At 70.2% G+C, this 22,474-nt stretch carries 23 protein-coding genes and 1 tRNA gene; 18 read left to right on the forward strand and 6 right to left on the reverse strand.

From position 1 onward, the window contains the following. Window positions 1-141 precede the first annotated feature (141 nt). Together F8566_RS29735 and mptB are read left to right on the forward strand one after the other, a co-directional pair. On the forward strand, window positions 142-873 hold the full coding sequence (locus F8566_RS29735) for a glycosyltransferase family 2 protein (protein ID WP_151565155.1): 732 nt from the start codon (window positions 142-144) through the stop codon (window positions 871-873). Continuing rightward, entirely contained in the window at window positions 870-2,552 is a 1,683-nt protein-coding gene (mptB, locus tag F8566_RS29740; protein ID WP_151565156.1) for a polyprenol phosphomannose-dependent alpha 1,6 mannosyltransferase MptB, read from the forward strand. Before F8566_RS29735 ends, mptB begins: the two co-directional genes overlap by 4 nt. Here the strand turns inward: mptB and F8566_RS29745 are convergent. Beyond that, entirely contained in the window at window positions 2,434-4,704 is a 2,271-nt protein-coding gene (locus F8566_RS29745; RefSeq protein ID WP_151565157.1) for a hypothetical protein, read from the reverse strand. The genes mptB and F8566_RS29745 overlap by 119 nt on opposite strands. Window positions 4,705-4,817: 113 nt before the next feature. Between F8566_RS29745 and F8566_RS29750 the strand changes: the two genes are divergently transcribed. The 7 genes from F8566_RS29750 (at window position 4,818) to F8566_RS29780 (ending at window position 11,731) form a co-directional block, all read left to right on the forward strand. Next, on the forward strand, window positions 4,818-6,260 hold the full coding sequence (locus F8566_RS29750; protein WP_151565158.1) for a glycosyltransferase 87 family protein: 1,443 nt from the start codon (window positions 4,818-4,820) through the stop codon (window positions 6,258-6,260). Continuing rightward, window positions 6,260-6,709 carry a DUF4446 family protein gene (locus F8566_RS29755; protein ID WP_151565309.1) on the forward strand — a complete coding sequence of 150 codons (450 nt, stop codon included), beginning with the start codon at window positions 6,260-6,262 and terminating at the stop codon, window positions 6,707-6,709. Before F8566_RS29750 ends, F8566_RS29755 begins: the two co-directional genes overlap by 1 nt. A gap of 95 nt (window positions 6,710-6,804) precedes the next feature. Continuing rightward, on the forward strand, window positions 6,805-7,728 hold the full coding sequence (pheA, locus tag F8566_RS29760; RefSeq protein ID WP_151565159.1) for a prephenate dehydratase: 924 nt from the start codon (window positions 6,805-6,807) through the stop codon (window positions 7,726-7,728). A gap of 121 nt (window positions 7,729-7,849) precedes the next feature. Beyond that, window positions 7,850-8,650, forward strand: coding sequence for a class I SAM-dependent methyltransferase (locus F8566_RS29765; RefSeq protein ID WP_151565160.1), 801 nt, complete (start codon window positions 7,850-7,852; stop codon window positions 8,648-8,650). Between the two features lie 27 nt (window positions 8,651-8,677). After that, complete coding sequence (locus F8566_RS29770) at window positions 8,678-9,319, forward strand: hypothetical protein (protein WP_151565161.1); 642 nt, start codon at window positions 8,678-8,680, stop codon at window positions 9,317-9,319. Between the two features lie 49 nt (window positions 9,320-9,368). Next, window positions 9,369-10,628 carry a serine--tRNA ligase gene (gene serS, locus F8566_RS29775; RefSeq protein ID WP_151565162.1) on the forward strand — a complete coding sequence of 420 codons (1,260 nt, stop codon included), beginning with the start codon at window positions 9,369-9,371 and terminating at the stop codon, window positions 10,626-10,628. Between the two features lie 296 nt (window positions 10,629-10,924). After that, window positions 10,925-11,731 carry a Cof-type HAD-IIB family hydrolase gene (locus tag F8566_RS29780; RefSeq protein WP_151565163.1) on the forward strand — a complete coding sequence of 269 codons (807 nt, stop codon included), beginning with the start codon at window positions 10,925-10,927 and terminating at the stop codon, window positions 11,729-11,731. An 85-nt stretch (window positions 11,732-11,816) separates the two neighbouring features. Here the strand turns inward: F8566_RS29780 and F8566_RS29785 are convergent, their stop codons facing one another. Together F8566_RS29785 and F8566_RS29790 are read right to left on the reverse strand one after the other, a co-directional pair. Then, entirely contained in the window at window positions 11,817-12,350 is a 534-nt protein-coding gene (locus F8566_RS29785; RefSeq protein WP_151565164.1) for a bacterial proteasome activator family protein, read from the reverse strand. Window positions 12,351-12,363: 13 nt separating this feature from the next. Next, window positions 12,364-13,320, reverse strand: coding sequence for an NAD(P)H-quinone oxidoreductase (locus F8566_RS29790; protein WP_151565165.1), 957 nt, complete (start codon window positions 13,318-13,320; stop codon window positions 12,364-12,366). Between the two features lie 193 nt (window positions 13,321-13,513). Between F8566_RS29790 and F8566_RS51585 the strand changes: the two genes are divergently transcribed. The 7 genes from F8566_RS51585 (at window position 13,514) to F8566_RS50195 (ending at window position 19,070) form a co-directional block, all read left to right on the forward strand. Further along, window positions 13,514-15,958: a nucleotide-binding protein gene (locus tag F8566_RS51585; protein ID WP_264159460.1), complete on the forward strand. Its 2,445-nt coding sequence runs from the start codon at window positions 13,514-13,516 to the stop codon at window positions 15,956-15,958. A gap of 67 nt (window positions 15,959-16,025) precedes the next feature. After that, window positions 16,026-16,400 (forward strand): SCO4225 family membrane protein, encoded by a 375-nt coding sequence (locus F8566_RS29800; RefSeq protein ID WP_151565166.1) that lies wholly within the window; start codon window positions 16,026-16,028, stop codon window positions 16,398-16,400. Between the two features lie 74 nt (window positions 16,401-16,474). Next, window positions 16,475-16,840 (forward strand): cupin domain-containing protein, encoded by a 366-nt coding sequence (locus F8566_RS29805; protein WP_151565310.1) that lies wholly within the window; start codon window positions 16,475-16,477, stop codon window positions 16,838-16,840. Between the two features lie 11 nt (window positions 16,841-16,851). Further along, on the forward strand, window positions 16,852-17,718 hold the full coding sequence (sigJ, locus tag F8566_RS29810; protein ID WP_151565167.1) for an RNA polymerase sigma factor SigJ: 867 nt from the start codon (window positions 16,852-16,854) through the stop codon (window positions 17,716-17,718). A gap of 73 nt (window positions 17,719-17,791) precedes the next feature. Then, window positions 17,792-17,880 (forward strand) — tRNA-Ser (locus F8566_RS29815). Window positions 17,881-17,981: 101 nt separating this feature from the next. After that, the gene (locus tag F8566_RS29820) at window positions 17,982-18,851 is read left to right on the forward strand and encodes an alanyl-tRNA editing protein (RefSeq protein ID WP_151565168.1); all 870 of its coding nucleotides are present in this window, start codon (window positions 17,982-17,984) and stop codon (window positions 18,849-18,851) included. A gap of 51 nt (window positions 18,852-18,902) precedes the next feature. Then, window positions 18,903-19,070 (forward strand): hypothetical protein, encoded by a 168-nt coding sequence (locus tag F8566_RS50195; RefSeq protein ID WP_192809922.1) that lies wholly within the window; start codon window positions 18,903-18,905, stop codon window positions 19,068-19,070. 180 nt (window positions 19,071-19,250) lie between these two features. Here the strand turns inward: F8566_RS50195 and F8566_RS29825 are convergent, their stop codons facing one another. Further along, window positions 19,251-19,748 (reverse strand): M15 family metallopeptidase, encoded by a 498-nt coding sequence (locus tag F8566_RS29825; RefSeq protein ID WP_225993643.1) that lies wholly within the window; start codon window positions 19,746-19,748, stop codon window positions 19,251-19,253. Window positions 19,749-19,758: 10 nt separating this feature from the next. Beyond that, window positions 19,759-19,923, reverse strand: a complete 165-nt coding sequence (locus F8566_RS51590; protein ID WP_225993644.1) for a hypothetical protein — start codon at window positions 19,921-19,923, stop codon at window positions 19,759-19,761. 242 nt (window positions 19,924-20,165) lie between these two features. On the opposite strand from F8566_RS51590, the gene F8566_RS29830 reads away from it, so the two are divergent. Then, on the forward strand, window positions 20,166-20,576 hold the full coding sequence (locus F8566_RS29830) for a hypothetical protein (RefSeq protein WP_151565170.1): 411 nt from the start codon (window positions 20,166-20,168) through the stop codon (window positions 20,574-20,576). A 92-nt stretch (window positions 20,577-20,668) separates the two neighbouring features. Here F8566_RS29830 and F8566_RS29835 read toward each other — a convergent pair whose 3' ends face one another. After that, complete coding sequence (locus tag F8566_RS29835) at window positions 20,669-21,130, reverse strand: MarR family winged helix-turn-helix transcriptional regulator (protein WP_151565171.1); 462 nt, start codon at window positions 21,128-21,130, stop codon at window positions 20,669-20,671. 145 nt (window positions 21,131-21,275) lie between these two features. On the opposite strand from F8566_RS29835, the gene F8566_RS29840 reads away from it, so the two are divergent. Continuing rightward, window positions 21,276-22,286, forward strand: a complete 1,011-nt coding sequence (locus tag F8566_RS29840) for a pirin family protein (protein WP_151565172.1) — start codon at window positions 21,276-21,278, stop codon at window positions 22,284-22,286. Window positions 22,287-22,474 lie beyond the last annotated feature (188 nt).

Below are 22,474 nucleotides of genomic sequence, written 5' to 3' on the forward strand. Positions count from 1 at the left end.
ACGTCTCGGCGTTCGGGGCCTGGCCGGCACCACCGATCCGTCCGTACATCCATCGATTCACGGCCCGTGGGGGATCTTTCCCCTGCGGGCCTCCTGCGTTCGGGCCGTGCGCCGCGGCGCGTCGTCGCTACGATCGCCACTATGCAGGATGTTGCGGTGATCATCCCGGCCAAGGACGAGTCGGAGCGGATCGCGGCCACCGTCAAGGCCGCACTCGAACTGCCCGGTGCCGATCTGGTCGTGGTGGTGGACGACGGCTCGGCCGACGGCACCGGCCAGGTCGCCAGGGAGGCCGGGGCCCGGGTGGTGCGGCACAGCCGCAACCGCGGGAAGGGCGCGGCGATGGAGAGCGGCGCCGAGGCCGTACGGCTGCTGGACGAAGGCCGTGATCAGCCTCGCCACCTGCTGTTCCTGGACGCCGACCTGGCTGGGACCGCCCGGGACGCCGCGCCGCTCGTCGAGCCGGTGCGGGCAGGCGAGGCGGACATGACCATCGCGGTGTTCTCCTCGACGGTCAAGCTCGGCGGGCACGGCTTCGTCATCCGGCTGTCGCGCGACGGCATCCGCCGGGCGACGGGCTGGACCGCGACCGCGCCGCTGAACGGCCAGCGGTGCCTGACCCGCGCCGCGTTCGAGGCCGGCCGGCCACTCGCCGCCGGGTTCGGCGTGGAGACCGCGCTCACGATCGACCTGCTGCGCCAGGGTTTCCGGGTGAGGGAGGTCGAGGTGCCGCTCGCGCACCGCGCCACCGGCACCGACTGGCGATCCCAGGTGCATCGCGCGCGGCAGTTCCGCGACGTGGCGCGTGCGCTGGCCGTGCGTGACCCCGCCGTGGTCGGACGGGTGGGCCGGCTCCTCGGCCGCCGCCCGTGACCTCTGCCGGACGGGATCCCCGCAGCCTGGGCACGGCCGGGCTGATCTCCATCGGGGGGAGCGCCGGCTGCTTCCTGCTCACGGCGCTGCTCGGGCCGTCCGCCATGGAGCCCGCGCTGCCCGGCGAGCCGGGGCAACCTCCGTACTCGCTCACCGTCCACCCCTCGCCCTATCTCGTCATCGGCCTGGTGGTCATGGGGATCGCGGCAGGGGTGGCGGGTCTGGGGCTCTGCTTCACCGCCGTCCAGCGGGGCTGGCGACCCCGGCCGTTCCCGCTGCTCATCGCGGGGTTGCTGGTGACGGCGGCGTTCACCCTCATGCCGCCCATCGGCTCCGCCGACCATCTCAACTACGCCGCGTACGGGCGGATGGCGGCCACCGGGCACGACCCGTACACGACACGGGCGGTGGACCTGCCCGGCGACCCGGTGATCGGCGCGGTCGAGGAGTGGCGGACGGCCCCGTCGGTCTACGGGCCGATCGCCACCGCCCAGGAGGCGTTCGCGTCCTGGATCGGCGGCGGGTCGATGCGGCTGACCGTCTTCATGTTGTCGTTCACCAACGCGCTGGCCTTCGTGATCACCGCGCTGGTCCTCTACCGGAGCGCCGGAGGCCCGCAACGGCGGCTGCGCGGCGTCCTGCTGTGGACGTGCAACCCGCTGTTGTTGTTCCACCTGGTCGCGGGTGCGCACAACGACGTCCTGGCGATCGCGCCCATGGTGGCCGCCGTGGCGCTCTACTCGGCGCGCCGCCGCCACAAGGGCGCGGCGGGCGTGCTGCGCGTACTCGCCACCGGCGCTCTCGTGGGAGCCGGAGCCGCAATCAAACTCCCCGCCGCCCTGGTAGGCGGAGGACCGGCCTGGGTCCTGGCCCGCCGCACCCTGCAGGGACGTGTACGCATGTTGCGGCATGACCGCGGCATGCAGGACGGCGATCCCACTCTGCAGGACGGCGAGCGTGGCGTGCAGGACGGCAAGCGTGGCGTGGGTGATGAACGTGGCGTCGGCGGCTGGCGTGATGTGCGAGGGCGCATTGGTGGCGTCTGGGGATGGGATCGGGGGGCGTTGCTTCGGCTGGTGGCGCTCTTCGGGGCGGCTGGGGGTGTGGCGCTGGTCTCGTTCTCGCTGGCCGGGCCGCACGCGTTCGACCAGCTCGAGAAGGCCAGCAACATGGTCTCGTTCGCGACCCCCTGGCACCTGGTGGACATGCTGCTGGGCAAGGGCGGCCAGCGCACGATCATCAAGATCGGCTTCTTCGCCCTGACGGTGGTGCTCGTCTGGCTGCTCGCTCGCGGTCTCCCACGCGATGGGGATGTGGAGGAGAGTCGGCGGATCGCGGCCGCGCTGGTGCTGGCGTGGCTGTTCGCCGCGCCGTACGAGCTGCCCTGGTACGACGGGTTCGGCTGGGCGGTGCTCGCGTTCCTGCCGTGGTCGAGGTTCGACTGGATCCTGCTGGCGCATACCGGCGCGCTCAGCCTCGCCTACCTGCCCGCGCGCGACCCCAAGCTGATCGGTCTGCCGGGCGGGCTGTCGTGGTTGTTCACCGTGGTCCGGCCGGTGGTCATCCCGCTGGTGCTGACCGGGCTTCTGATCGTTCTGGTCCGGGAGTGCCGCCGTTCCGGACGTCCAGCTCCAGCGCCCGGATGCTCCCCGCGAGCATCAGCGGGATCGCGAGGCTGAACGCGACCGCGATGATCACCACGCCGGAGTCGTTCACCAGCGTGCCGATCACGCCCACGGTCAGCGCGCAGATCAGCGCCGGGCGCATGGTCTCGCTGCGCGCGTACGCCCGTTCCATCAACGAGGCCTGGCGGCTCGTCGGCCGGATGAGCACGAAGAAGAGGAAGCCGACCGCGATCGCCACGGCGATCGTGTAGGGAAGGCGTTCGAGGCTGCCCACCATGGACGTGAACTTGCGGGCGACGATGTCCCAGGCGTCCCCGTTGACGAGGTCCTGCCAGAAGCGCCCGAGGTGGGTCGGGTTGGCGCTCTGCGCGTTCACGTACGAGATCAGCAGCACCAGCACCGCCGCCACCAGGCAGAACAGCCCCACCTTGAGCGCCGAGACCCGGCGGCCCGAGATCATCAGACCGAGGATCGCGAACGACGGCACCAGCGCCAGCACGCCCCCGAAGTCGGCACCCCAGGCGGGCAGGCCGTCGACCGCCACCGCCAGGACACCGACCCCCGCGACGGCGGCGACGGCGGCCAGACGGCGGCCCGCGCGCAGCGGGTATTCGGCCAGCCACGCCGCCGAGAGGATCGACGCCACCGCGAACAGCGAGAACGCCTGGTTGCCGAAGCCGTAGAAGCGCCCCGCGACCGTGGCGGTGTAGCCCATCAGCGTGTCGATCTGCAGCCGCGACCCGCTCATCACGTCCACCGCCAGAACCAGCGCGGTCACGGCGGCGATCACCAGGCTGGGGGCGGTCACCGACCGCCGCCACGGCCCGGCCAGCGCGAGCGCGGTCAGCACGGCGCTGAACCCGAGCACGGTCAGGACGAGGAGGGGCGACGGGTGGCCCGCCTTCCACCACGGGACGAGCCCGGCGAGGAACGAGGCGCACGGCACCGAACCCCCGAACAGCGCCATGATCCTCGTGCCGCCCAGGACCCTGGCCCGGGAGCCCGGTGCGTGCCCGCGGCGGCGCAGCACCAGCGCAGCCAGCCCGTACACGATGAGCTGCGTGCCGCCCAGCACCCAGAAGTACATGCCCTGGACGTTGTGGATCGCCTGCGCCGCGACATCCTGCTCGGTGAGCGAGTCGATCTTTTCGGCGGGCGTGACCTTGCTGGGCTCGTTCTTCCACACCGACCCGACGGCGGCCTGGGGCTTGGGGAGTCCGAGGAGGCGCAGCGCGGTCGCGGTGAGGTCGGTCAGCGTCACCAGGGCGCTCTGGCGGGTGGCGGGCGAGGTGAGGATGCCCGGCCCGTACGCGGGGCCGCTGGCGATGGCGACGCGGAGATGGGCCTTGACGCCCACGTCGGCGAGGCCCGCGATCAGGACCGTTGCGTTCGCCGGGATCCCGGCCAGGACCTTGGCGACGTGCCGGTCGGCGGCGGCCGCGGCGGCGCTGCGCTTGGCGGCTGCGACCGGAACCTGGACGCCCGCGGCGTCGACACCCGCCGACACGAAGACACGGAAGACGTCGTCCACGTCGACGGCGGTGAGCGCGCATCTGGTCCAGTCGGCGGCGCTGGCCTTTTCGGCCGAGGCCACGTAGTGGTCGACCTTGCCGGAGCCGTCGGCCAGCCCGAAGACCGCGCCCGGTCCGACCGCGGTCGTGCACTGGCCGCCCTTGTGCACGGCGTCGCCGAGGAGCCCGACCTGGGCGTGGTACGGGCTGTCGGCGTTGTCGTCCTTGATCGACGGCCAGCCGGGCGCGAGGGCCCCGCCCTGGGGAGGGGTCACGCCGCCGGAGGTCTGGGGGGCGACGACGGGAACCGACGGCAGCGCGCAGTCGGCGTTCGCGAGCCTGGCCCGCTGGCCGGCGGACAGCGTCAGCCATCCGTCCATCGGGCAGGTGTTGGGACGGGTCGTGCGGACGCTGAGCGCGCCCGCGCCGCCCTTGCCGGTCAATCCCCAGAGCGCCGGCGTCCCGGTCTGGGTGATGTCGTTCCACCGCAACCCGGGGATCCCGATGATCACAATGGGCGAGGCGGCCGCCGCACCTGAGCGTGAGCCGGTCCCGGTCCCGGTCCCGGTCCCGGTGCCGGTGCCGATGGCGGTGCCGGAGCCGGTGGCAGCGGCGGTGGCGGTGGCGGCATGCGACGGTGACGACGGGAGAACGATCAGCATGCCCACCCCGAGGAGCACAGCCAGTGCGATCATGCATCTGACCACGGAGGCTCTGTACATGCCGATTTCCGCCCCCCGTTGCGCCATGCGACAAGGGTAGTGGGCGGTTGTCTCAGGGAGTTGGCAGGTTGCGCCAGGATGGGTACATGCGTGCAGGCAACGGCGTCCGCCGGGACCCACTCCCGTCGCGGGCACCCTGGTGGCGGGGCGGCCCGGCGGATCTGGCGATCCTGCTCGCCGGGGTCGCCATCGCGGTGGCGGCGATCACGCCGATCGTCGTGCATTGGCTGACCAATCCGCCCGACCAGCGCATGGTGGACCTGGAGGTCTACCGGGACGGCGGGGCCGCGATCCTGCGCGGCGCACCGCTCTACGAGGTGCTGACGCAGCCGCCGCAGCTGTTGCCGTTCACCTACCCGCCGTTCGCCGCCCTGCTGGCCGTGCCGTTCACGGTGCTGCCGTGGCGGGCGGCCCAGGGGCTGTGGACGGTCTTCATGTACGCGGCGTTGGCGATCGTCATCTGCTACGCGTTCCGCGACCTGATCCGGCGCGCCGGGCGCTGGACGCCCGTCGCGGTCGGCGTGCTCGTCGGGGCCGCCGCCTGGATGTGGCCCTCGTACGACCAGATGCGGTTCGGGCAGGTCGGGTTCTTCTTGATGGCGTTGTGCCTGGCCGACTGCGTCGCCCGGTCCGCCCGCTGGCCGCGCGGCGCGCTGGTCGGCATCGCCATCGCGATCAAGCTGGTGCCCGGCGTCTTCCTGATCTACTTCCTGATCACCCGCCGCTGGGACGCGCTGCGCAACGCGGTGCTGACCGCCGCCGCCGCGACCCTCGGCGCGTTCGCGTTGTTGCCGTCGGACTCGGCCGACTTCTGGTTCGGGGCGCTCCTGGAGGGCGGCGAACGAACCGGATCGATCACCGGCACCACCAACCAGGCGCTCAACGGAATGATCGCGCGGATCATCCCCGAGGGCCCGGTGCGGTCGCTGATCTGGCTCGCCTTCCTGCTGACCGTGGGGTACGTGGGATTCAAGTTCGCCCGGCGCACCACCCTTGCCGCCGACGACCTGGCCGCGTCCGGAACCTTCCGCTCGTCCGGTGCCCTCCGCTCATCCAGTGCGCTCCGCCCGCTCAGCGCCCTGCGCCCGTTCAACGGCACGGACCTGATGCGGGCCGCCGACCCGGCCGCCGGTCCCGGGGCCTACAGCCTGCTGCTCGCCGGCGTCGCCATCACCGGCCTGTTGTCGGTCCTGCTGTCCCCTGTCGGCTGGATGCACCATCTCGTCTGGATGATCGCGGTGCTCGGCGCTTTGGCCGGGGACGGGCGGGACGCGCGAAGATGTCTGGTCGCCGCGGGCGTCTGGATCTATTTCCTGTTCCCGCTTCCCTGGTACGGCGCCGCGATGTCGGGCACCAATCACCGCCTCATCACACGTTTCTTCGGCCGGATCGTCCAGGATGCCTTCGGTCTGGCGGCCATTGCCATGATCATGGTCCTGGGGATCTGGCTGGTCAATCGGCTGGTTGCGGCCAAGGATCGGCCAGATCCTTCTCGATCGGAGCCTCCGGTCGGTACGCTCGCCCCGTGATGCTCGTCGCGGTGGCCGTCGCCGGTGTGGTTGCCGGTGTGGCAGGCCTGTCCATCGCCGTGGTGGCCCATAACAGGGTCAACCAGGTCGTCGAGGAATGCGCGGAGGCGCTCCGGCGGCAGTTGAAGGTCGCCAACAGCCCGGTGGACCACCAGGCGCTGCGCGACCTCGCCATCGTGCACTACGACGCCCTCAAGGAGATGTCGGGGCATCGTTCGTTCTCACTCGCCCTGATCAACGCCGCAGGCGACGGCGTCATCATCAGCTCGATCAACGGCCGTACCGAGACCCGTACCTACGCCAAGGTCGTGCGGGACGGCCACGCGATCGAAACGCTGTCCCCCGAGGAGAACCAGGCCCTCCGCGCCGCCCGGCTCGGCAAGGGCCCGGTGGTCACGATGGACGACCCGCTGCCCGACTTCGGCCGGACACCGTCACCGCAGACCTGACGCGTACACTGGGTCATCTCCATCACGGGGTCATCTCGACTCGATTCCTGCCTCACACCCGCCGTGCGCCGGCACAGGCGGAGGAGTAGACGTTCATGCGATACGCGTATCTCGGGCCCCAGGGCACCTTCACGGAAGCGGCGCTGCGCTCCCTCCCGGACGCCGCCGGCGCCGAGCACCTTCCGTACGCCACCGTGCCCGCCGCCCTCGACGCGCTCCGCCGCGACGACGTGGACGCCGCCGTCGTGGCCCTGGAGAACTCCGTCGAAGGCTCGGTCCCGACCACCCTCGACGAGCTGGCCATGGGTGACCCGCTGCAGATCGTCTCCGAGATCCACCTCCCGGTCTCGTTCGCCCTCCTCGTCCGGCCCGGCACCGACTTCGGCGACATCAAGACGGTCGCCTCCCACCCGCACGCCCAGCCGCAGTGCCGCCGCTGGCTGGCCGAGCACATCCCCGACGCCGAGTGGCGCGCCGCCACCTCCAACGCCGAGGCCGCCCAGCACGTCGCCGACGGCCACTACGACGCCGCCCTCGCCGGCTCGTTCGCCGCCGCCCGCTACGGCCTCGGCATCCTCGCCGAGGACATCCACGACGTCGCCGACGCCGTCACCCGCTTCGTCGAGCTCCGCCGCCCGTGCGCCCCTCCCGCACCCACGGGCACCGACCGCACCACCGTCGCCGCGTTCATCGGCGAGGACCACCCGGGCGCCCTCCTGGAGATCCTCAACGAGTTCGCGATGCGCGGCATCAACCTGACCCTCATCCAGTCCCGCCCCACCGGTGCCGGCCTGGGCTCCTACTTGTTCTGGATGGACTTCGAAGGCCACGTCGAGGACGCCCGTGTGGGCGAGGCCCTCATGGGCCTCCGCCGCGTCGTCGCCGACGTCCGCTTCCTCGGCTCCTATTGCCGCGCTGATCAGATCCGCCCCGAGATCCGCCGCGGCACCCACGACGCCGACTTCACCGAGGCCGCCGCCTGGCTGACCGCCATCCGCCAAGGCCACCCCGAACCCTGATCCAGTGATCACTTCGCGGGCGACCACGTGGTCGTTCGGCAGGGGTTGGGGCACGGACCGTTTGGTTGGGCGGGCCGCGCCTTTGGGGGTCTTGTGGGGCGGGCGGGCTTAGCCTGCTGGCATGGTGGACTTTGATGCTTACGAGCGTGAGCTTTGGGCTGGGCGGGCGCCGGCGTACGAGCGGGGGTTCGCTCGGCTGACCTCGTACACGGTGGAGCCCTTGCTGGACGCGGCGGGGGTCGGGGCCGGGGCTCGGGTGCTGGACGTGGGGACCGGGCCCGGGGTCGTGGCGGCGGGGGCGGTCCGGCGGGGGGCCGAGGTCTCGGCGATCGACGCGGATCCGGGGATGGCGGAGACGGCGGGGCGGAACGTGCCGGGGGTGGACGTGCGGGTCGCGGTGCTGCCGGAGACTCCGTTCGGGGACGAGACGTTCGACGCGGTCGTGGGCAACTTCGTGATCAACCATGTGGGCGAGCCCGGGGCGGCGCTGAAGGAGCTGCGGCGGGTCCTGCGGCCGGGCGGGCGGCTGGCGCTCACCTGCTGGCGGATGCCGGGGAGCGGGGCGCTGGCGGTCGTGCGGGACGCGATGGAGGTGGCGGGCGTTCCGTGGCCCGAGGACATCCCGGTGACGCCCTTCATGGAGTACGGGGAGCCCGGGGCGTTCAGGGAGCTGGTGGCGGGGGTGTTCGAGGACGCCACGGTCGAGGAGGTCACCTGGGAGCACGTCGTCGACCCCGAGGAGTGGTGGGAGACCGGCGCCATGGCCAAGGTGGGGTCGAACGGGGTGATCCTCAGCCGGCAGAGTCCGGATGTGGTCGCGGCGGTGAAGGCCGCGTACAACGAGATCGTCGGGCGGTACGCGGTGGGCGACGGGACGGTTTCGCTGACCGCGTATGCGCTGTTGGCGTCCGGTACGCGGTAAATCGCCCCGGGGTGGCATGCTCCGGAGATGGACGAGAAATCCCCCCTCGGCGACGCCGATCTCAACACGGTGCTGCCAATTATCACGACCGAGCATTTCAACCTGCAGTCCGTCCGGTCGTCCACGACCTCGGAGGCGGTCGGGCGAGCCAGCATGTTCCTCGGCACGGTGTCGACGGCTCTGGTGGCGTTGAGCTTCGCCGGGCAGGTGACCGACTTCGGCGGATCGTTCGCTGTTTTCGGCGCCGTGACGTTTCTGTCGTTGTTCTTTCTGGGCGTGGTGACGTTTGATCGGACGTTGCAGGTCTCGATCGAGGACGTTCAGGCCGCGCGGCGCATGAACCGGCTCCGGCGGCTGTACTTCGAGCTCGCGCCGGGGCTCGCGGACTACATGGCGCCGCCGGCCGTCAGCGATGAGGCTGGGGAGGTGCTGCGGAGCAGCGGGATGAGAGTGGCGCGGGGGCAGATGTTGCTCACCGTCGCCGGCATGGTCAGCGTGGTCAACAGCATCATCCTCAGCGTGCTGGTCGGGATGCTGGTGGCCCGGCTGGATCCGGATCTGATGTGGCTGGCGGTGAGCCTCGGCGCTGTCGTGTTCGTCGGGAGTGTGATGCTCCACGAGCGGATCCAGCGCGTCCGGCGTACCGAGGCCCATCGGTCGGTGCCGTAGGGCGATACTCGCGCCCGGAGGGGGTGCCGGGGCCGGTAGCCTCGGGTCTGTGATTGACCTGCGAGCTCTTCGAGAGGATCCCGAGCGGCTGCGCGCCTCCCAGCGCGCCCGCGGCGAGGATGAGGCCGTCGTTGACACGCTGCTCGACCTGGACGAGCGGCGACGTTCCGCGCTGACCAGCTTCGAGTCGCTGCGCGCCGAGCAGAAGAGTTTCGGCAAGTCTGTGTCCAAGGCCCAGGGCGACGAGCGGCAGGCGCTGCTGGCGCGGGCCAAGGAGCTGGCTCAGCAGGTCAAGGAGGCCGAGGCCGAGGCGGATCGGCTGGCGGCGGAGCTCGACACGGTGCTCAAGGTGGTGCCCAACCTCATCGAGGACGGCGCCCCGGCGGGCGGCGAGCAGGACTTCGTCACGCTGGAGCATGTGGGAGAGGTCCCCTCGTTCGACTTCGAGCCCAAGGACCACCTGGAGCTCGGCGAGGGCCTCGGCGCCATCGACATGGAACGCGGCGCCAAGGTCTCGGGGGCGCGCTTCTACTACCTGACCGGTGTGGGGGCCCGGCTCCAGCTGGCGCTGCTCAACCTGGCGATGGAGCAGGCGATCGAGGCCGGTTTCGTCCCGATGTACCCGCCGGTGCTGGTCAAGCCGGAGGCGATGGAGGGCACCGGGTTCCTCGGCGCCCACGCCGCGGAGGTCTACCAGCTGCCGCAGGACGACCTCTATCTGGTGGGCACCTCCGAGGTGCCGCTGGCGGCGTACCACATGAACGAGATCATCGACGCGCTGCCGCGACGGTACGTGGGCTGGTCGTCGTGCTTCCGCCGCGAGGCCGGGTCGTACGGCAAGGACACCCGGGGGATCATCCGGGTGCACCAGTTCGACAAGGTCGAGATGTTCTCCTACTGCGACCCGGCGGACGCGCACGAGGAGCATCTCCGGCTCCTCAACTGGGAGAAGGAGATGCTCGCCAAGGTCGAGCTGCCGTACCGCGTGATCGACGTCGCGGCCGGTGACCTGGGGGCGAGCGCGGCGCGCAAGTTCGACTGCGAGGCGTGGGTGCCGACCCAGAACGCCTTCCGCGAGGTCACCTCGACCTCCAACTGCACCGAGTTCCAGGCGCGGCGCCTGGCGGTCCGGCACCGCGACGGCAACGGCAAGACCCAGCCGGTCGCCACGCTGAACGGCACGCTGGCCACCACCCGGTGGATCGTCGCGATCCTGGAGAACCACCAGCAGGCCGACGGTTCGGTACGGGTGCCCAAGGCCCTGCAGCGGTATCTGGGCCTGGAGGTCCTTGAGCCGATCAAGCGCTGACGAACGCGGGCCCCGCCGAGGTCGATACCGGCGGGGCCTTTCGTGTGCTTGCTGTGCTTGCGCGCTTGCTGTGCTCGCGTGGTTCCTGTGCGCGCGCTTGCTGTGCTCGCGTGGTTCTTGCGCTCGCCTGGTTCCTGGGCCGCTTGCTGGATCCGCTTGGTTGATCACCTGGGGTGCGATCGGGAAATGGGCCCGATGTGAGCTATGGGGCGATCGAGTCGCCTAGGGTGGGTTTCCGCTGCGGATGGTGCGCCGGGATGCGAGGAAGATCAGAATGCGGCGAGACTGTAGGTGCCATGTCTGATGTCACGCCGCCGCGGCTGATCGCCACGGATCTCGACGGCACGATCGTGCGCTCCGACGGGACCATCTCCGCCCGTACCGTGGCCGCCCTCGCACGCGTGGAACGTGCCGGTGCGACGCTCGTCATGGTCACCGGCCGCCCGCCACGCTGGATGCACGAGATCGCGAACGCGGTCGACCACCACGGCGTCGCGATCTGCGCCAACGGGGCCGTGGTCTACGACCTGCACACCGAGACCGTCGTTCGCGCCCACATGATCGAGCCCGACGTGATCGCCAAGGCGGTGGAACGGCTGCGTGCCGCCGTCCCCGAGCTGCGGTTCGCGGTCGAATACCCGACCGGGTTCGTCTTCGAGGCCCGCTACAACCTGGGCCGCTGGGACGCCGAGGCGCTCGGCGGGCGGCCGGTCGACGGCGAGACCCTGGTCAGCCGGGGCGGCACCAAGCTGCTCGCCTTCCATCCGAACGCCGATCCCGACTCGCTGGCCAAGAAGGCCGAGAAGGCGGTCGGCGACCTCGTGACCGTCACCCATTCATCGGGACGCGGGCTGCTGGAGATGAGCGCCCAGGGTGTGACGAAGGCCAGTGCGCTGGCTGAGTTCTGCGCCGAACACCAGATCACTGCGGACGACGTCGTCGCGTTCGGTGACATGCCGAACGACCTGCCGATGTTGACCTGGGCAGGAACGTCGTACGGCGTGGCGAACGCCCATCCGCTCGTCCTGGCCGCCGTCACCTGCACCACCGCCCGCAACGACGACGACGGCGTGGCCCAAGTCCTGGAACGGCTCTTCCCCTGACGCGGTGTTGCCGTGGGTCGGGTGCCGGGGCGTGCTCGGCGGCCGTGTCCGGTTGAACGAGATCACGGCCGCTCGGCGCGCGTGACTACAGGTAGGGGCCGGAGTGGCGGGGGTTCTCTTCGGCTGCTTCGGGCGGGACCAGCCCGGCGGGGAGGGCACGGCGCATCTGCTCCAGCTGGGCGCGGGCGGCCATCTGCTGGGCGAACAGCGTGGTCTGGATGCCGTGGAAGAGGCCCTCCAGCCAGCCGACGAGCTGCGCCTGGGCGATCCGCAGCTCCGACTCGCTCGGCACCGTGCCGTCGGTGAACGGCAGCGAGAGACGTTCGAGCTCCTCGACCAGCTCCGGAGCCAGGCCGTCCTCGAGTTCCTTGATCGACGACTTGTGGATCTCGCGCAGGCGGGCACGGCTCGCCTCATCGAGGGGGGCGGCCTTCACCTCTTCGAGGAGCTGCCGGATCATGCCGCCGATCCGCATGACCTTGGCCGGCTGCTCGACCATGTCGGTGATCGACTTTTCGTCGCCGTCGCCGTCCCCGGGCCCTTCGAGCGCGATGCCGTTCGGGCCGACCACGAGAACTTGAGGCTCCTGCTCGGACTGGTTGTTCGAAGGCTCGTTCATGATGTCTCCAGTTTCACACGGTCAGCAGAATCTTGCCGATGTGGTCGCTGCGTTCGAGGATCCGATGGGCCTCGGCGGCGTCCGACATGGGCAGCGCACGGTCCACCACCGGCCGCACGTCCCCCGACTCGATCAGCGGCCATACCTGCTCGCGCACGGCGGCCACGATCGCGCCCTTCTGGTCCAACGGACGAGACCGTAGTCCCGTGCCGTGCACCTTGGCTCGTTTGCCCAGCAGCTTGCCCATGTCCAGCTCGGCCTTCGTCCCACCCTGCAACCCGATGACCATCAGGCGGCCGTCGGCGGCGAGGGAGTCGACATTGCGGGCCAGGTACTTCGCCCCCATGTTGTCGAGGATCACGTTGTACGGGCCGGAGGTGACGAAGTCGTCCTCGCGATAGTTGATCACGATGTCGGCGCCGAGTGCACGGCAGTGGGCGGCCTTCTCGTCGCTGCCCACCGTGCAGGCGACCTTGGCGCCGTTCGCCCGGGCGAGCTGGATGGCCATGGTGCCGATGCCACTGCCGCCGCCATGCACGAGGAAGGTCTCCCCAGCCCGCAGCTCGCCAAGCATGAAGACATTGGACCAGACCGTGCACACGACCTCGGGCAGCGCGGCGGCCTGGACGAGGCCGACGCCCTTCGGCACGGGCAGCACCTGGCCGGCCGGAACGACGACCCGTTCGGCATACCCTCCACCGGCCAGCAACGCGCAGACCTCGTCGCCGACCTGCCAGCCGGTGACGCCTTCACCGAGCGCCGCGACACGTCCGGACGCCTCCAGACCGGGGTACTCCGGAGCGCCCGGCGGGGGCGGATAGAACCCGCGCCGCTGCATGACGTCCGCCCGGTTCACCGCGCTCGCCACCACGTCGAGGAGGATCTGCCCAGGCCCCGGCTCCGGATCGGGGACCTCAGTCCACTCCAGAACATCGGCCTCACCGGGCTCACGGATCACGATGGCGTGCATACGGATCACGCTACCGGGGAGGGCGGGGGTGGTGGTGCCCCCGCAGAGGGGCCAGGAACCCCGGCAAACAGGGGGGAAGTGGCCGTACGTCTGTGGATGCGTGGTAAAGGACCACAGGTATCCTGCCGTGAGGCTATTGCCGACCAAACTCCGGAATTGATCTACAGAGGCATGGCCGAGGGGAGAAAATTCGGTGGCAAAGAACGATCACGACGGGCGTTCGCTGGAGGAGCGCCTGGCCTCCCTCGACGCGATGAACAGCGAGGCCACAGGTCCTGCCGCCGTGCCGCCCTCTCCCGAAGCCGACGATGACGAGGCGACCCCCACCACGGTCGTCAGGCGTTCCGGCGGAGCCTCGGCCTCGGCGTCGAACGCGGCCCCCGCGTCCGCGTCGGCCTCGCAGGACGCCGATCCGCAGGACGCCGACCCGCAGGATGCAGGGTCCGCGTCGGAGCTCGAGACCACGCAGCCTCCCGCGCAGGGTTCTCGGACACCGCCCTCCGAGGCCGAGCTCAACCCGTGGCTGGCCGCGCCGCCGCCCTTCCAGGACCCGGCCGGGACCGGCCAGGCACAGGCTCAGCCGCCGCCGCCGTCCGGGCCCGAGCCCGGTGCGATTCCGCCGCCGCCCGGCTTCCCGCCCTACGGCGAGCTGCCCGCCCCGCCGCCGTACGGCGTGACTCCCCCGCCGTTCGAGGGCCCGTCGCAGCCGTACGACGGCAGCCCCATGCCGCAGCCTTTCGACGGAGGCATGCTGCCGCCTCCCTACGGCGGGTTCCCGTCGTATGACCCGGCGCAGATGCCGCCCTACGAGGGTGGCCAGGTTCCGCAGCCACCTCATGACGGCAACAACCAGGTTGGGCAGCCTCCCCACGAAGGCGCCATGCAGCCGCCGTACGAAGGTGGCCCGCAGCCGCCGTACGAGGGCGGTCCGCAGCCTGCGCCGCAGCCGCCGTACGGGGGCGCCCAGCAGCCGCCTTATGAGGGTGGTCCGCAGCCGCCATACGACCCGGCCCAGCAGACTCAGTTCGACGGCGGGCCCGTTCCGCAGCGTCCTTACGAGGGTGGGCCGCAGCCGCCGTACGACGGTCCGGGGGCGCTCCAGCAGGAGGCGTTCGGGCCGCCCGCGCAGCTGCCCTACCCGCCGGAGCAGTTCGGCGCGCCCGACCCCCAACAGCAGCAGCCGTACGCCTACCCACCCGGCGATGGTCACCAGCCGCCGGGTCCGCCCGCCGGTGAGCCCCAGTACGGGCCGCCCAGCAATCCTGCACCGGAATATGGCGGCGCGGGTCACCCCGGCACTCCCGAAGGAAATCAGTCTGGTCCACCAAGGCCGCCCGAGGGATTCGAGGGTTACGCGCCTGGCCCGGCGGATGGCTACCAGCACGGGCCGCCTGAGGGCTACCAACCTGGACCAGCTGAGGGCTACCAGCATGGGCCGCCCCCTGAGGGGTACGCGCCTGGACCCGCTGAGGGATATGTCCAGGGGCCACCTCCGCCGCACGGGCAGCCCGCCCCTTACCCGCCACCCCCCGGACAGCCGTACGGACCGCCGCAAGGGCCACCCCAAGGGCCGCCGCAAGGGCCGCCGCAAGGGCCGCCGCAGGGCCCCCCGCAAGGGCCACCTCAGGGCCCGCCGCAGGGGGCGCCACCTGGATATGGCCAAGCACCGGCTCAGCACTACTATCCCCAGCCCCAGCCGCAAGACCCCGAGAGCCTCAGCTCGGAAAACCTCCTCGGCGAACGGCGCATCGCGCCGTCGGCCGGGTGGCGGCGCGCGGTATACAAGGCCACCGCGGGCAGCATCCACCCCGGCGAGTCGCAGGCCGAGCTGCGCCGCAAGGACCTCATTGCGCGGGCCCGCACCAACGTGGCCGGCGGCCACCACCGCGTGGCGGTCATGTCGCTGAAGGGCGGCGTGGGCAAGACCACCACCACGACCGGACTGGGCTCGATGTTGTCGTCGATGCGCGGTGACCGGGTGATCGCGGTGGACGCCAACCCCGACCGCGGCACGCTGTCGGACAAGGTCAAGCTGGAGACCGCGGCCACGGTCCGCGACCTGCTCAACAACCGCGACAAGATCAGCCGCTACGCCGACGTCCGCGCGTTCACCTCGCAGAACGAGGCGCGTCTCGAGGTGCTCGCCTCCGACCGTGACCCCGCGGTCAGCGAGGCGTTCAGCGCCGAGGACTACTCCGCGGTCGCGGTCGTTCTGGAGCAGTACTACTCGGTCTGCATCACCGACTGCGGCACCGGACTGCTGCACTCGGCCATGGCGGGCGTGCTCGCGCTGGCCGACCAGCTCGTCCTGGTCAGTTCGCCCTCGGTGGACGGCGCCCGGTCAGCGAGTGCCACCCTCGACTGGCTGGAGGCGCACGACCACGGTCACCTCGTTCGCAACGGTGTGGTCGTCCTGTCCATGGTCCGCAACCGCACGCGCAGCCAGGTGGACCTCGACAAGCTGCAGTCCCACTTCGAAAGCCGTTGCCGCGCGGTCGTCCGGATCCCTTACGACGACCACCTGGAGGAGGGCGCCGAGGTCTCGCTGGAGCAGCTCGCCCCGGCGACCCGGGAGGCCTACCTGATGCTGGCGGCCGTGGTCGGCGACGGCTTCGCCTACCAGCGACCGTCCGAGTGATTCAGCGGCCCTCATCTGAGTATGCGTACTCAGGCGGGGGCCGCCGGGTCACCGGACCATGAGAGGTATGTTCAGACGTCTTTCGCAAGCCGCCGCCGCCCGTTCCACCGGATGGTTCGGGATCATCGTCCCGGCCGTCTACGCCACGCTGGTCATCGCGGTGACCCTGGTGGTCCTCGCTGACAGCCTCTTCGTCGCCCATGACGATGCGAGCCTCATGGGCGTCTGGCTCATCTTGGTGACGTTGCCGTTGTCCGGGGCAAGCCTGTCCGGATTGTCGGGCCTCGAGAGCCTGCTGGGCGAGATGCCTCAGCCCCTCAAGTCCGTGCTGTTCTATCTGGCGACGACAGGTGTCGGTCTTGTCCAGGCTTGGCTGCTCCGGCTCGCCACCCGCGGACGGCTGCGGGAGTCCGACGTTCGATCCCGAGTGCCAGTGTCCTGATCTTGCAGTCGGCCTGCGATCCGGTGGGCTGATTCACGGTCCGGTGGACGGGTGGGCTAGCGTCACCGGACGTGATGGATGGGGTGTACGTGGGGAAGGCCGCTGTCGACGCCGCCGGCGACAGCGGCTGGTTGCTCGGCCATTTCAAGCCCGAGGGCGACATACGGCACAGCGACGAGGTCGAGATCAAATGGGGCGTGCACCCTCGGGGTGAACGGCGCGCACAGTGGGCCACGGGCGAGAAGCGGACGGCTCTGCTGGTCCTGATCAGTGGCCGTTTCCGGATGGAGTTCCCCGAAGGCGACGTCGTCCTGGCGAATCAGGGCGACTATGTGATCTGGGCCCGCGGCGTCGATCATTCCTGGTGCGCCGAGGAGGAATCGGTCGTCATGACGGTCCGCTGGCCCTCCATCCCCGGCTACAAGGTCCCCGAGGTCTGAGGGAGTCCGCGATGACGGCGGCGGCGCTCGAAGGCGAGTGGGAACGGCACAGGCCGGCTGTCTTCGGCGTCGCGTACCGGCTCCTCGGCGGCGTCGCGGACGCCGAGGACGTGGTCCAGGAGGTATGGCTGCGCGCCTCGTCGGCCGATCTCTCGGCGGTCCGCGACCTGCGTGCGTGGCTGGTCACGGTCGCCGCGCGCATCTCGTACAACGTCCTGAAGTCCGCCCGGGTGCGGCGGGAGAGCTATGTCGGCCCGTGGCTGCCCGAGCCGCTGCTGACCGGGCCCGACGCGGCCGAACCGGTGCTGGTCGACGAGTCGGTCGGCACCGCGATGCTCATCGTGATGGAGGAGCTGACGCCGCCCGAACGGGTCGCGTTCGTGCTGCATGACGTCTTCGACGTCCCGTTCGACCAGATCGCCGAGGTCCTGGACCGTACATCCGCGGCCGCCCGCAAGCTCGCCTCGCGGGCCCGGCAGCGGGTGGCGGAGATCCGGGAACGCCCGCCGGTGCCGCGAGCCGAACACGACCGGGTGCTCGCCGCGTTCCGGGCCGCGACCGAGGCCGGTGACCTGGACGCGCTCATCAAGGTGCTGCATCCCGAGGCCGTCTACATCGCCGATGGCGGCGGCAAGGCCCTGGCCGCCCGCAAACTCGTGCGCGGTGCCGCCCGCGTCGCGGCTTTGCTGGTGGGAGTGGAGAAACGCCGGGTCGGCTCCGTCAAGGCCATCGAGGTCAACGGCGAGCCGGGCCTGGTGACCTATGGGGCCGCCGGCGAGGTCCTGCGGATCGACACGTTCGAGATCGCGGGCGGCCGGGTGGTGTCCGTACGGCGGCAGTCCAATCCGGAGAAACTCCAGCACATCGATCACACCTGACGCATGGCGCCGGGCCTCACCTCATATGAGGTCGATGCCACTCGCACACGACCGCTATCGTGGTCTCCGGCCAGGAGAGTTCGCATAGTGGACTAGTGCAGTCGCCTTGAAAGCGACCACGGCTGGGGACAGTCGTCGTGGGTTCGAATCCCACACTCTCCGCAGGGCGGCACGCCCCCGGCAGGCTTGATGCCCGCCGGGGGCGTGCCGCGTTTCGGCTGGTAGCGTCGGTGAACGTGGGGGGAATCGGGGGATCGACTCACGTGACGTTCCCGGCCGGGACCGTGTCGGGGCGCTCCAAGGTGCTCACCGCGGCGCCGCTGGACGACGGCGGCTACGGAGTCGTGACGGAGGAGACGCCGTTTCACCCGCTCGACCACACCTGGCCGGACCAGCCCGGCGACATCGGATTTCTCCAGGTGGACGACATCGAGCAGCGCGTCGTCGACTGTGTGACCGGGGGGATGCCGGCCGGAGGCGGCGGTGGGACAGCGGTCGAGGACGCGCTGCTGGTGGGGGACGAGATCCCGGCCCGATGGGGCGACGCGGGATGGCACTGGCTGGTCGTCCATGTGGTCGAACGGGCCGTGCCGGTCCAGGCCGAGGTCGAGCTGATCGTGAACGCCGAACGGCGGCGGGCCTTCTCGGCGGGGCATACGGCCTGCCATCTGATGGCGCTGGCCCTCAACGCGGCGCTGGCCTCGCGCTGGCGCAAGGACGCTCCCCTGACCGACGGGCTCGGGCATCCCGACTTCGACGCACTGGCGATCATGTCGTCGCGGATCGTTCCCCATGGCAGCCGTGACGTCTACCGCGTCGGCGGGTCGCTGCAGGAGGACGGTTTCACGGCCGAAGGCCTGGCGGACGCGCTCCCCGAGATCACTGCCAAGCTGAACAATCTGCTGGCCGGCTGGATCGCCGTCGATGCTCCCGTACGTATAGAAGTCCCGTCGCCAGAATTGACCGCACGCCGGATCTGGCAATGCGAGCTGCCCGGCGGAACGGCGGAGATCCCTTGTGGGGGAACGCATCTGAGGCGGTCGGGGGAGTTGTCGTCGATCACCGCCGAACTCGAACTGTCGCCCGAGGCGGACGAGCTCGTGGTCGAGACGAAGGCCGCTGAGGTGGAGTGATCGGGTGATACGGCCTGAAAATCGCCTAAACCATCCGTTACCCTCGGGGCCATGTCTCAGAACCCGCAAGATCCAGCTGGCACGACCCAGCAGTTCCAGCGCTTTCAGCAGCAGGGCCAGACCGAGAAGTCCGGCCCCAACATCGGCCTCATCATCGGCGCCGTCGCCGTGGTGGCCATCGTCGCGGTCCTCGTCGTCGCCCTTCTCGCCCTCGGATGACGGCCTGAACGGGACCACCCCGCCGTCCAGAGGCCCCGTTCACGCCCACTGCGGGCCGCCGAAGACCACCGCCCGCGCTCACTCCCACGGCACCCCCGCTACCGCAACCCTGCGAACCGCAGGCCCGCTAACCGCAAGCCCGCCGCCCGCGTTCACGCGGGACCCCGTCGGCGGGGCGGCTCAGCGGCCGCTGCTAGAGAAGTGCTGGTAGTCCTTCGTCCCGCTCCAGTCGCCGCCCCAGCCCCAGCCGATCGACGCGAACGCCCGTACGACCTGGTCTCCCTTGTGGATCACGCCCGGGTCGCGGTTGGCGCGGTTCTTGTATTTCACGCAGTCCTTGTGGGCGACCTCGCCGCTCGCGGTGACGTAGGGGTTCTCGCAGGGGTTGATGTCGATCGCCAGGCCGTACGCGTGTTGTGACCAGTTGCTGCCGCCGGTCGCGGCCCGGCAGTTGAACGCCGAGGTGTTGTCGGCCTCGATCGAGTCGAAGTCGCTGCCCTTGTAGACGTCCACCGGCTCCATGCGCCGGATCGGGTAGCGCTTGTCGAACAACGTCCGGAAGACCCCGACGAGGTCCTTGGCCTCCTTGGCGTTGACGACCAGCTTTCCGCCCTCGTGGGGTTTGCGGTCCATTCCCCAGTAGGTCATCTCGATCATCCGCAGGCCGGACGGGCTCACAGGGCATCCCTTACGCCAGGAGTGCTTCAGATCCGCGGCCGAGACCTTCTTGATCTCGGCGCGGAATCGCGGCGGCGTCCTGGTCGGCGAGGGCGTTGCGGGCGCCGCCGATGTGGCGGTGGGAGGTGTCGCGGGCGCGGAGGTCTTCGACCCGGAATCGGACCCGTTGCCACATCCGGTCATCCAGGCCGTCACGGAAACGAAGGCGGTCGTGAACGCTGCGAAGTGCAGTAGCCGTCTACCTGCCATTTCATCAGGATCGCACGTCAGGCCGTTTTCGTGTTGGACCTCGGGTTCGCTACGGTGCGTCTGTGGGCACGTCCGTCGTACAAGGGGACGGGGGCGGACGCGCGCCACGTTTGTTTGGCTGACCCCCCACCGGGCATCGTCCCGGCGTCCCCGGCGCAGGGAGCCGGCATGGCGGAGCCCGAAAATCTCCCGAGTCTCGACGAAGTCCCGAGTCTCGAAGACGAGATCTTCTCGGTGGCCTCCAGAGTCGAGAACGCGAGGGACTCGTCGCCACGTATCCGGCTGCCCTGGGACAAGGCCCCGCAGGCGCTCGACGGCCGCTTCATCCTCGTTGGCACGGCGGGATTCGGCACGTTCGTCGTCATCGACGTCATCATGATGTGGGCCCCGCTCATGATGAGCCGCCGTCCGAGCGTGCTGCCGCAGATGGTGACGCTGCTCCTGCTGGCCTTCGGCCTGGGCAGTCTCCTGATCTGGAAGGTCGGCGGCTCATGGCGCCCGTTCGGGATCGGCATGATGTTCGCCTGGATCTTCCTGACCCTGATCTCGGTCGGCTTCCTCACCGGCCTCACCCTCTGACCCGCCGAGCCGGCGGCGGCCGACAAAGACGGCCGACTGCGCCGGGCTGTGCTACCCCGGGGGGAGTGAGGGCCGGCCGCGTTACCGTGGGGTCAGCCTGCCTCGCCTATGCGTTTGTTCACTGCGGTGAACGCGCGGCCGATGGCGGCCAGGTCGGAGGGGTCGATGATGTCGATGAAGAAGTCCCGGACCGTCTCCACGTGGTCGCGCGCGGCGCGGTCCAGGGCGTCGAAGCCCTCGTCGGTCAGGTGGGCGTAGACGCCGCGTTTGTCGTTCGGGCAGCCGCCGCGGAAGACGAGCCCCTTGGACTCCAACCGGCTGCAGGTATGGGAGAGGCGGCTGCGTGACTGGCTTGCGTGTTCGGCCAGCTCAGCCATGCGGAGGCGGCGCTCGGGGGCTTCGGACAGCCGTACCAGGATCTCGTACTCCGACACCGACAGACCGTGCTTGGTCTTGAGATCGCGATCGAGGAGTTCGGTCAGCCGGACGCTGCCGTCCACGAACGCCCGCCAGTCGCGCTGTTGGTCGGCATCGAGCCAGCGTGGTTCGCTCATGTTCGTAGTATAGAACACCTGTTGAAGATTCAACTAATTCTGCTAGCGTGGGTGTCCACCTGGGCGGAGTCGCATGGGGGAATAGTTTATCTTTCAACTACGTTCCGGCTGGTGCACATCGGTGGCCCCTAGAGGAGGAGACGAGATGCCTGCTGTGATGGCGGATCCGCTGACACTGCCGCGGCTGCCGCGACTGCCCGAGGACACGACCGGCTGGCGCCGTGTCGCCAAGGTCGTCACCGCCCAGCGCCACCTGGAGGGCGAGGGATTCCAGGTGCGGCGCCCGTTCCCGGGTGTCGACCTGTCGCTCGCCGACCCGTTCCTGCTGCTCGACCAGATGGGCGAGGTCGAGTACGCGCCGGGCGAGGCCAAGGGCACGCCCTGGCACCCGCACCGCGGCTTCGAGACCGTGACGTACATGATCGACGGCACCTTCGCCCACCAGGACACCACCGGTGGCGGCGGTGTGATCACCGACGGCGCCACCCAGTGGATGACCGCCGGTGCCGGAATCCAGCACATCGAGCAGCCGCCTCCCGAACTCGTCACCAAGGGCGGGCTGTTCCATGGAGTGCAGCTCTGGGTCAACCTGCCGCGCGCCCAGAAGTGGGTCAAGCCGCGCTACCAGGACATCGAGGCGCGCGACGTGAAGCTGCTGGCGGCCGAGGACGGCGCCTCGCTCGTCCGGGTGATCGCCGGTTCGGTGGCGGGATTCCAGGGTCCGGGTTCGACGTACACGCCGATCACGTACCTGCACGCCACCGTCGCGCCCGGTGCGAGGCTGACGCTGCCCTGGCCTCGGGACTTCAACGCGCTCGTCTACTCCCTCTCCGGCCGCGGCACCGCGGGCGTGGAGGGGGTGGCGGTCGGCGACGGCCAGCTTGCGGTCTTCGGCGGCTCGCACCACAAGGGCGAGACCGACGGCCTGGTCGTGCGCGCGGCCGAGAGCCAGCCGGTGGCGAGCAAGAACGGCTGGGAGATCCTCATCCTCGGCGGCCTGCCGATCCGGGAGCCGATCGCCCGGTACGGGCCGTTCGTGATGAACACCCGCGAGGAGATCATCCAGGCGTTCGAGGACTTCCAGGCCGGCCGGATGGGGACGATCCCCGCGGAAAGGGTCCCGCACCTCTCCTCGGCGGACGAGTCGCTTACCTGACGGACGGCGGCCGTGATGGACGGCTTCCTTGCGGGCGGCGGATCGGCGGGCGGAGTCATCCGTTCGCCGATCCGTTTTCTTCGAACGTATTGGCGAGACTTGCGTGACGGGTATGACGGCATGCGCTAGTGTGTTCGAATAGTCGAACAGAGGTTCGACTGGTTCGTTCGAACGTGCTCGCCCAGCGA

Origin of the sequence: Actinomadura rudentiformis, assembly GCF_008923185.1 — a bacterium.
Lineage (GTDB): Bacteria > Actinomycetota > Actinomycetes > Streptosporangiales > Streptosporangiaceae > Spirillospora > Spirillospora rudentiformis.

Excerpts from the sequence above, each read along its gene's own strand:
- F8566_RS29750 (WP_151565158.1), top strand. The coding sequence starts at position 4,818 with ATGCGTGCAGGCAACGGCGTCCGCCGGGACCCACTCCCGTCGCGGGCA.
- F8566_RS29780 (WP_151565163.1), top strand. The coding sequence starts at position 10,925 with ATGTCTGATGTCACGCCGCCGCGGCTGATCGCCACGGATCTCGACGGC.
- F8566_RS29800 (WP_151565166.1), top strand. The coding sequence starts at position 16,026 with ATGTTCAGACGTCTTTCGCAAGCCGCCGCCGCCCGTTCCACCGGATGG.
- F8566_RS29745 (WP_151565157.1), bottom strand. The coding sequence starts at position 4,704 with ATGATCGCACTGGCTGTGCTCCTCGGGGTGGGCATGCTGATCGTTCTC.
- sigJ (WP_151565167.1), top strand. The coding sequence starts at position 16,852 with ATGACGGCGGCGGCGCTCGAAGGCGAGTGGGAACGGCACAGGCCGGCT.
- F8566_RS29790 (WP_151565165.1), bottom strand. The coding sequence starts at position 13,320 with ATGCACGCCATCGTGATCCGTGAGCCCGGTGAGGCCGATGTTCTGGAG.
- F8566_RS29755 (WP_151565309.1), top strand. The coding sequence starts at position 6,260 with ATGCTCGTCGCGGTGGCCGTCGCCGGTGTGGTTGCCGGTGTGGCAGGC.
- F8566_RS29765 (WP_151565160.1), top strand. The coding sequence starts at position 7,850 with ATGGTGGACTTTGATGCTTACGAGCGTGAGCTTTGGGCTGGGCGGGCG.
- F8566_RS29835 (WP_151565171.1), bottom strand. The coding sequence starts at position 21,130 with ATGAGCGAACCACGCTGGCTCGATGCCGACCAACAGCGCGACTGGCGG.
- F8566_RS50195 (WP_192809922.1), top strand. The coding sequence starts at position 18,903 with ATGTCTCAGAACCCGCAAGATCCAGCTGGCACGACCCAGCAGTTCCAG.
- F8566_RS29840 (WP_151565172.1), top strand. The coding sequence starts at position 21,276 with ATGCCTGCTGTGATGGCGGATCCGCTGACACTGCCGCGGCTGCCGCGA.
- pheA (WP_151565159.1), top strand. The coding sequence starts at position 6,805 with ATGCGATACGCGTATCTCGGGCCCCAGGGCACCTTCACGGAAGCGGCG.
- F8566_RS29830 (WP_151565170.1), top strand. The coding sequence starts at position 20,166 with ATGGCGGAGCCCGAAAATCTCCCGAGTCTCGACGAAGTCCCGAGTCTC.
- F8566_RS51590 (WP_225993644.1), bottom strand. The coding sequence starts at position 19,923 with ATGTGGCAACGGGTCCGATTCCGGGTCGAAGACCTCCGCGCCCGCGAC.
- F8566_RS29785 (WP_151565164.1), bottom strand. The coding sequence starts at position 12,350 with ATGAACGAGCCTTCGAACAACCAGTCCGAGCAGGAGCCTCAAGTTCTC.
- F8566_RS29770 (WP_151565161.1), top strand. The coding sequence starts at position 8,678 with ATGGACGAGAAATCCCCCCTCGGCGACGCCGATCTCAACACGGTGCTG.
- F8566_RS29805 (WP_151565310.1), top strand. The coding sequence starts at position 16,475 with ATGGATGGGGTGTACGTGGGGAAGGCCGCTGTCGACGCCGCCGGCGAC.
- F8566_RS29735 (WP_151565155.1), top strand. The coding sequence starts at position 142 with ATGCAGGATGTTGCGGTGATCATCCCGGCCAAGGACGAGTCGGAGCGG.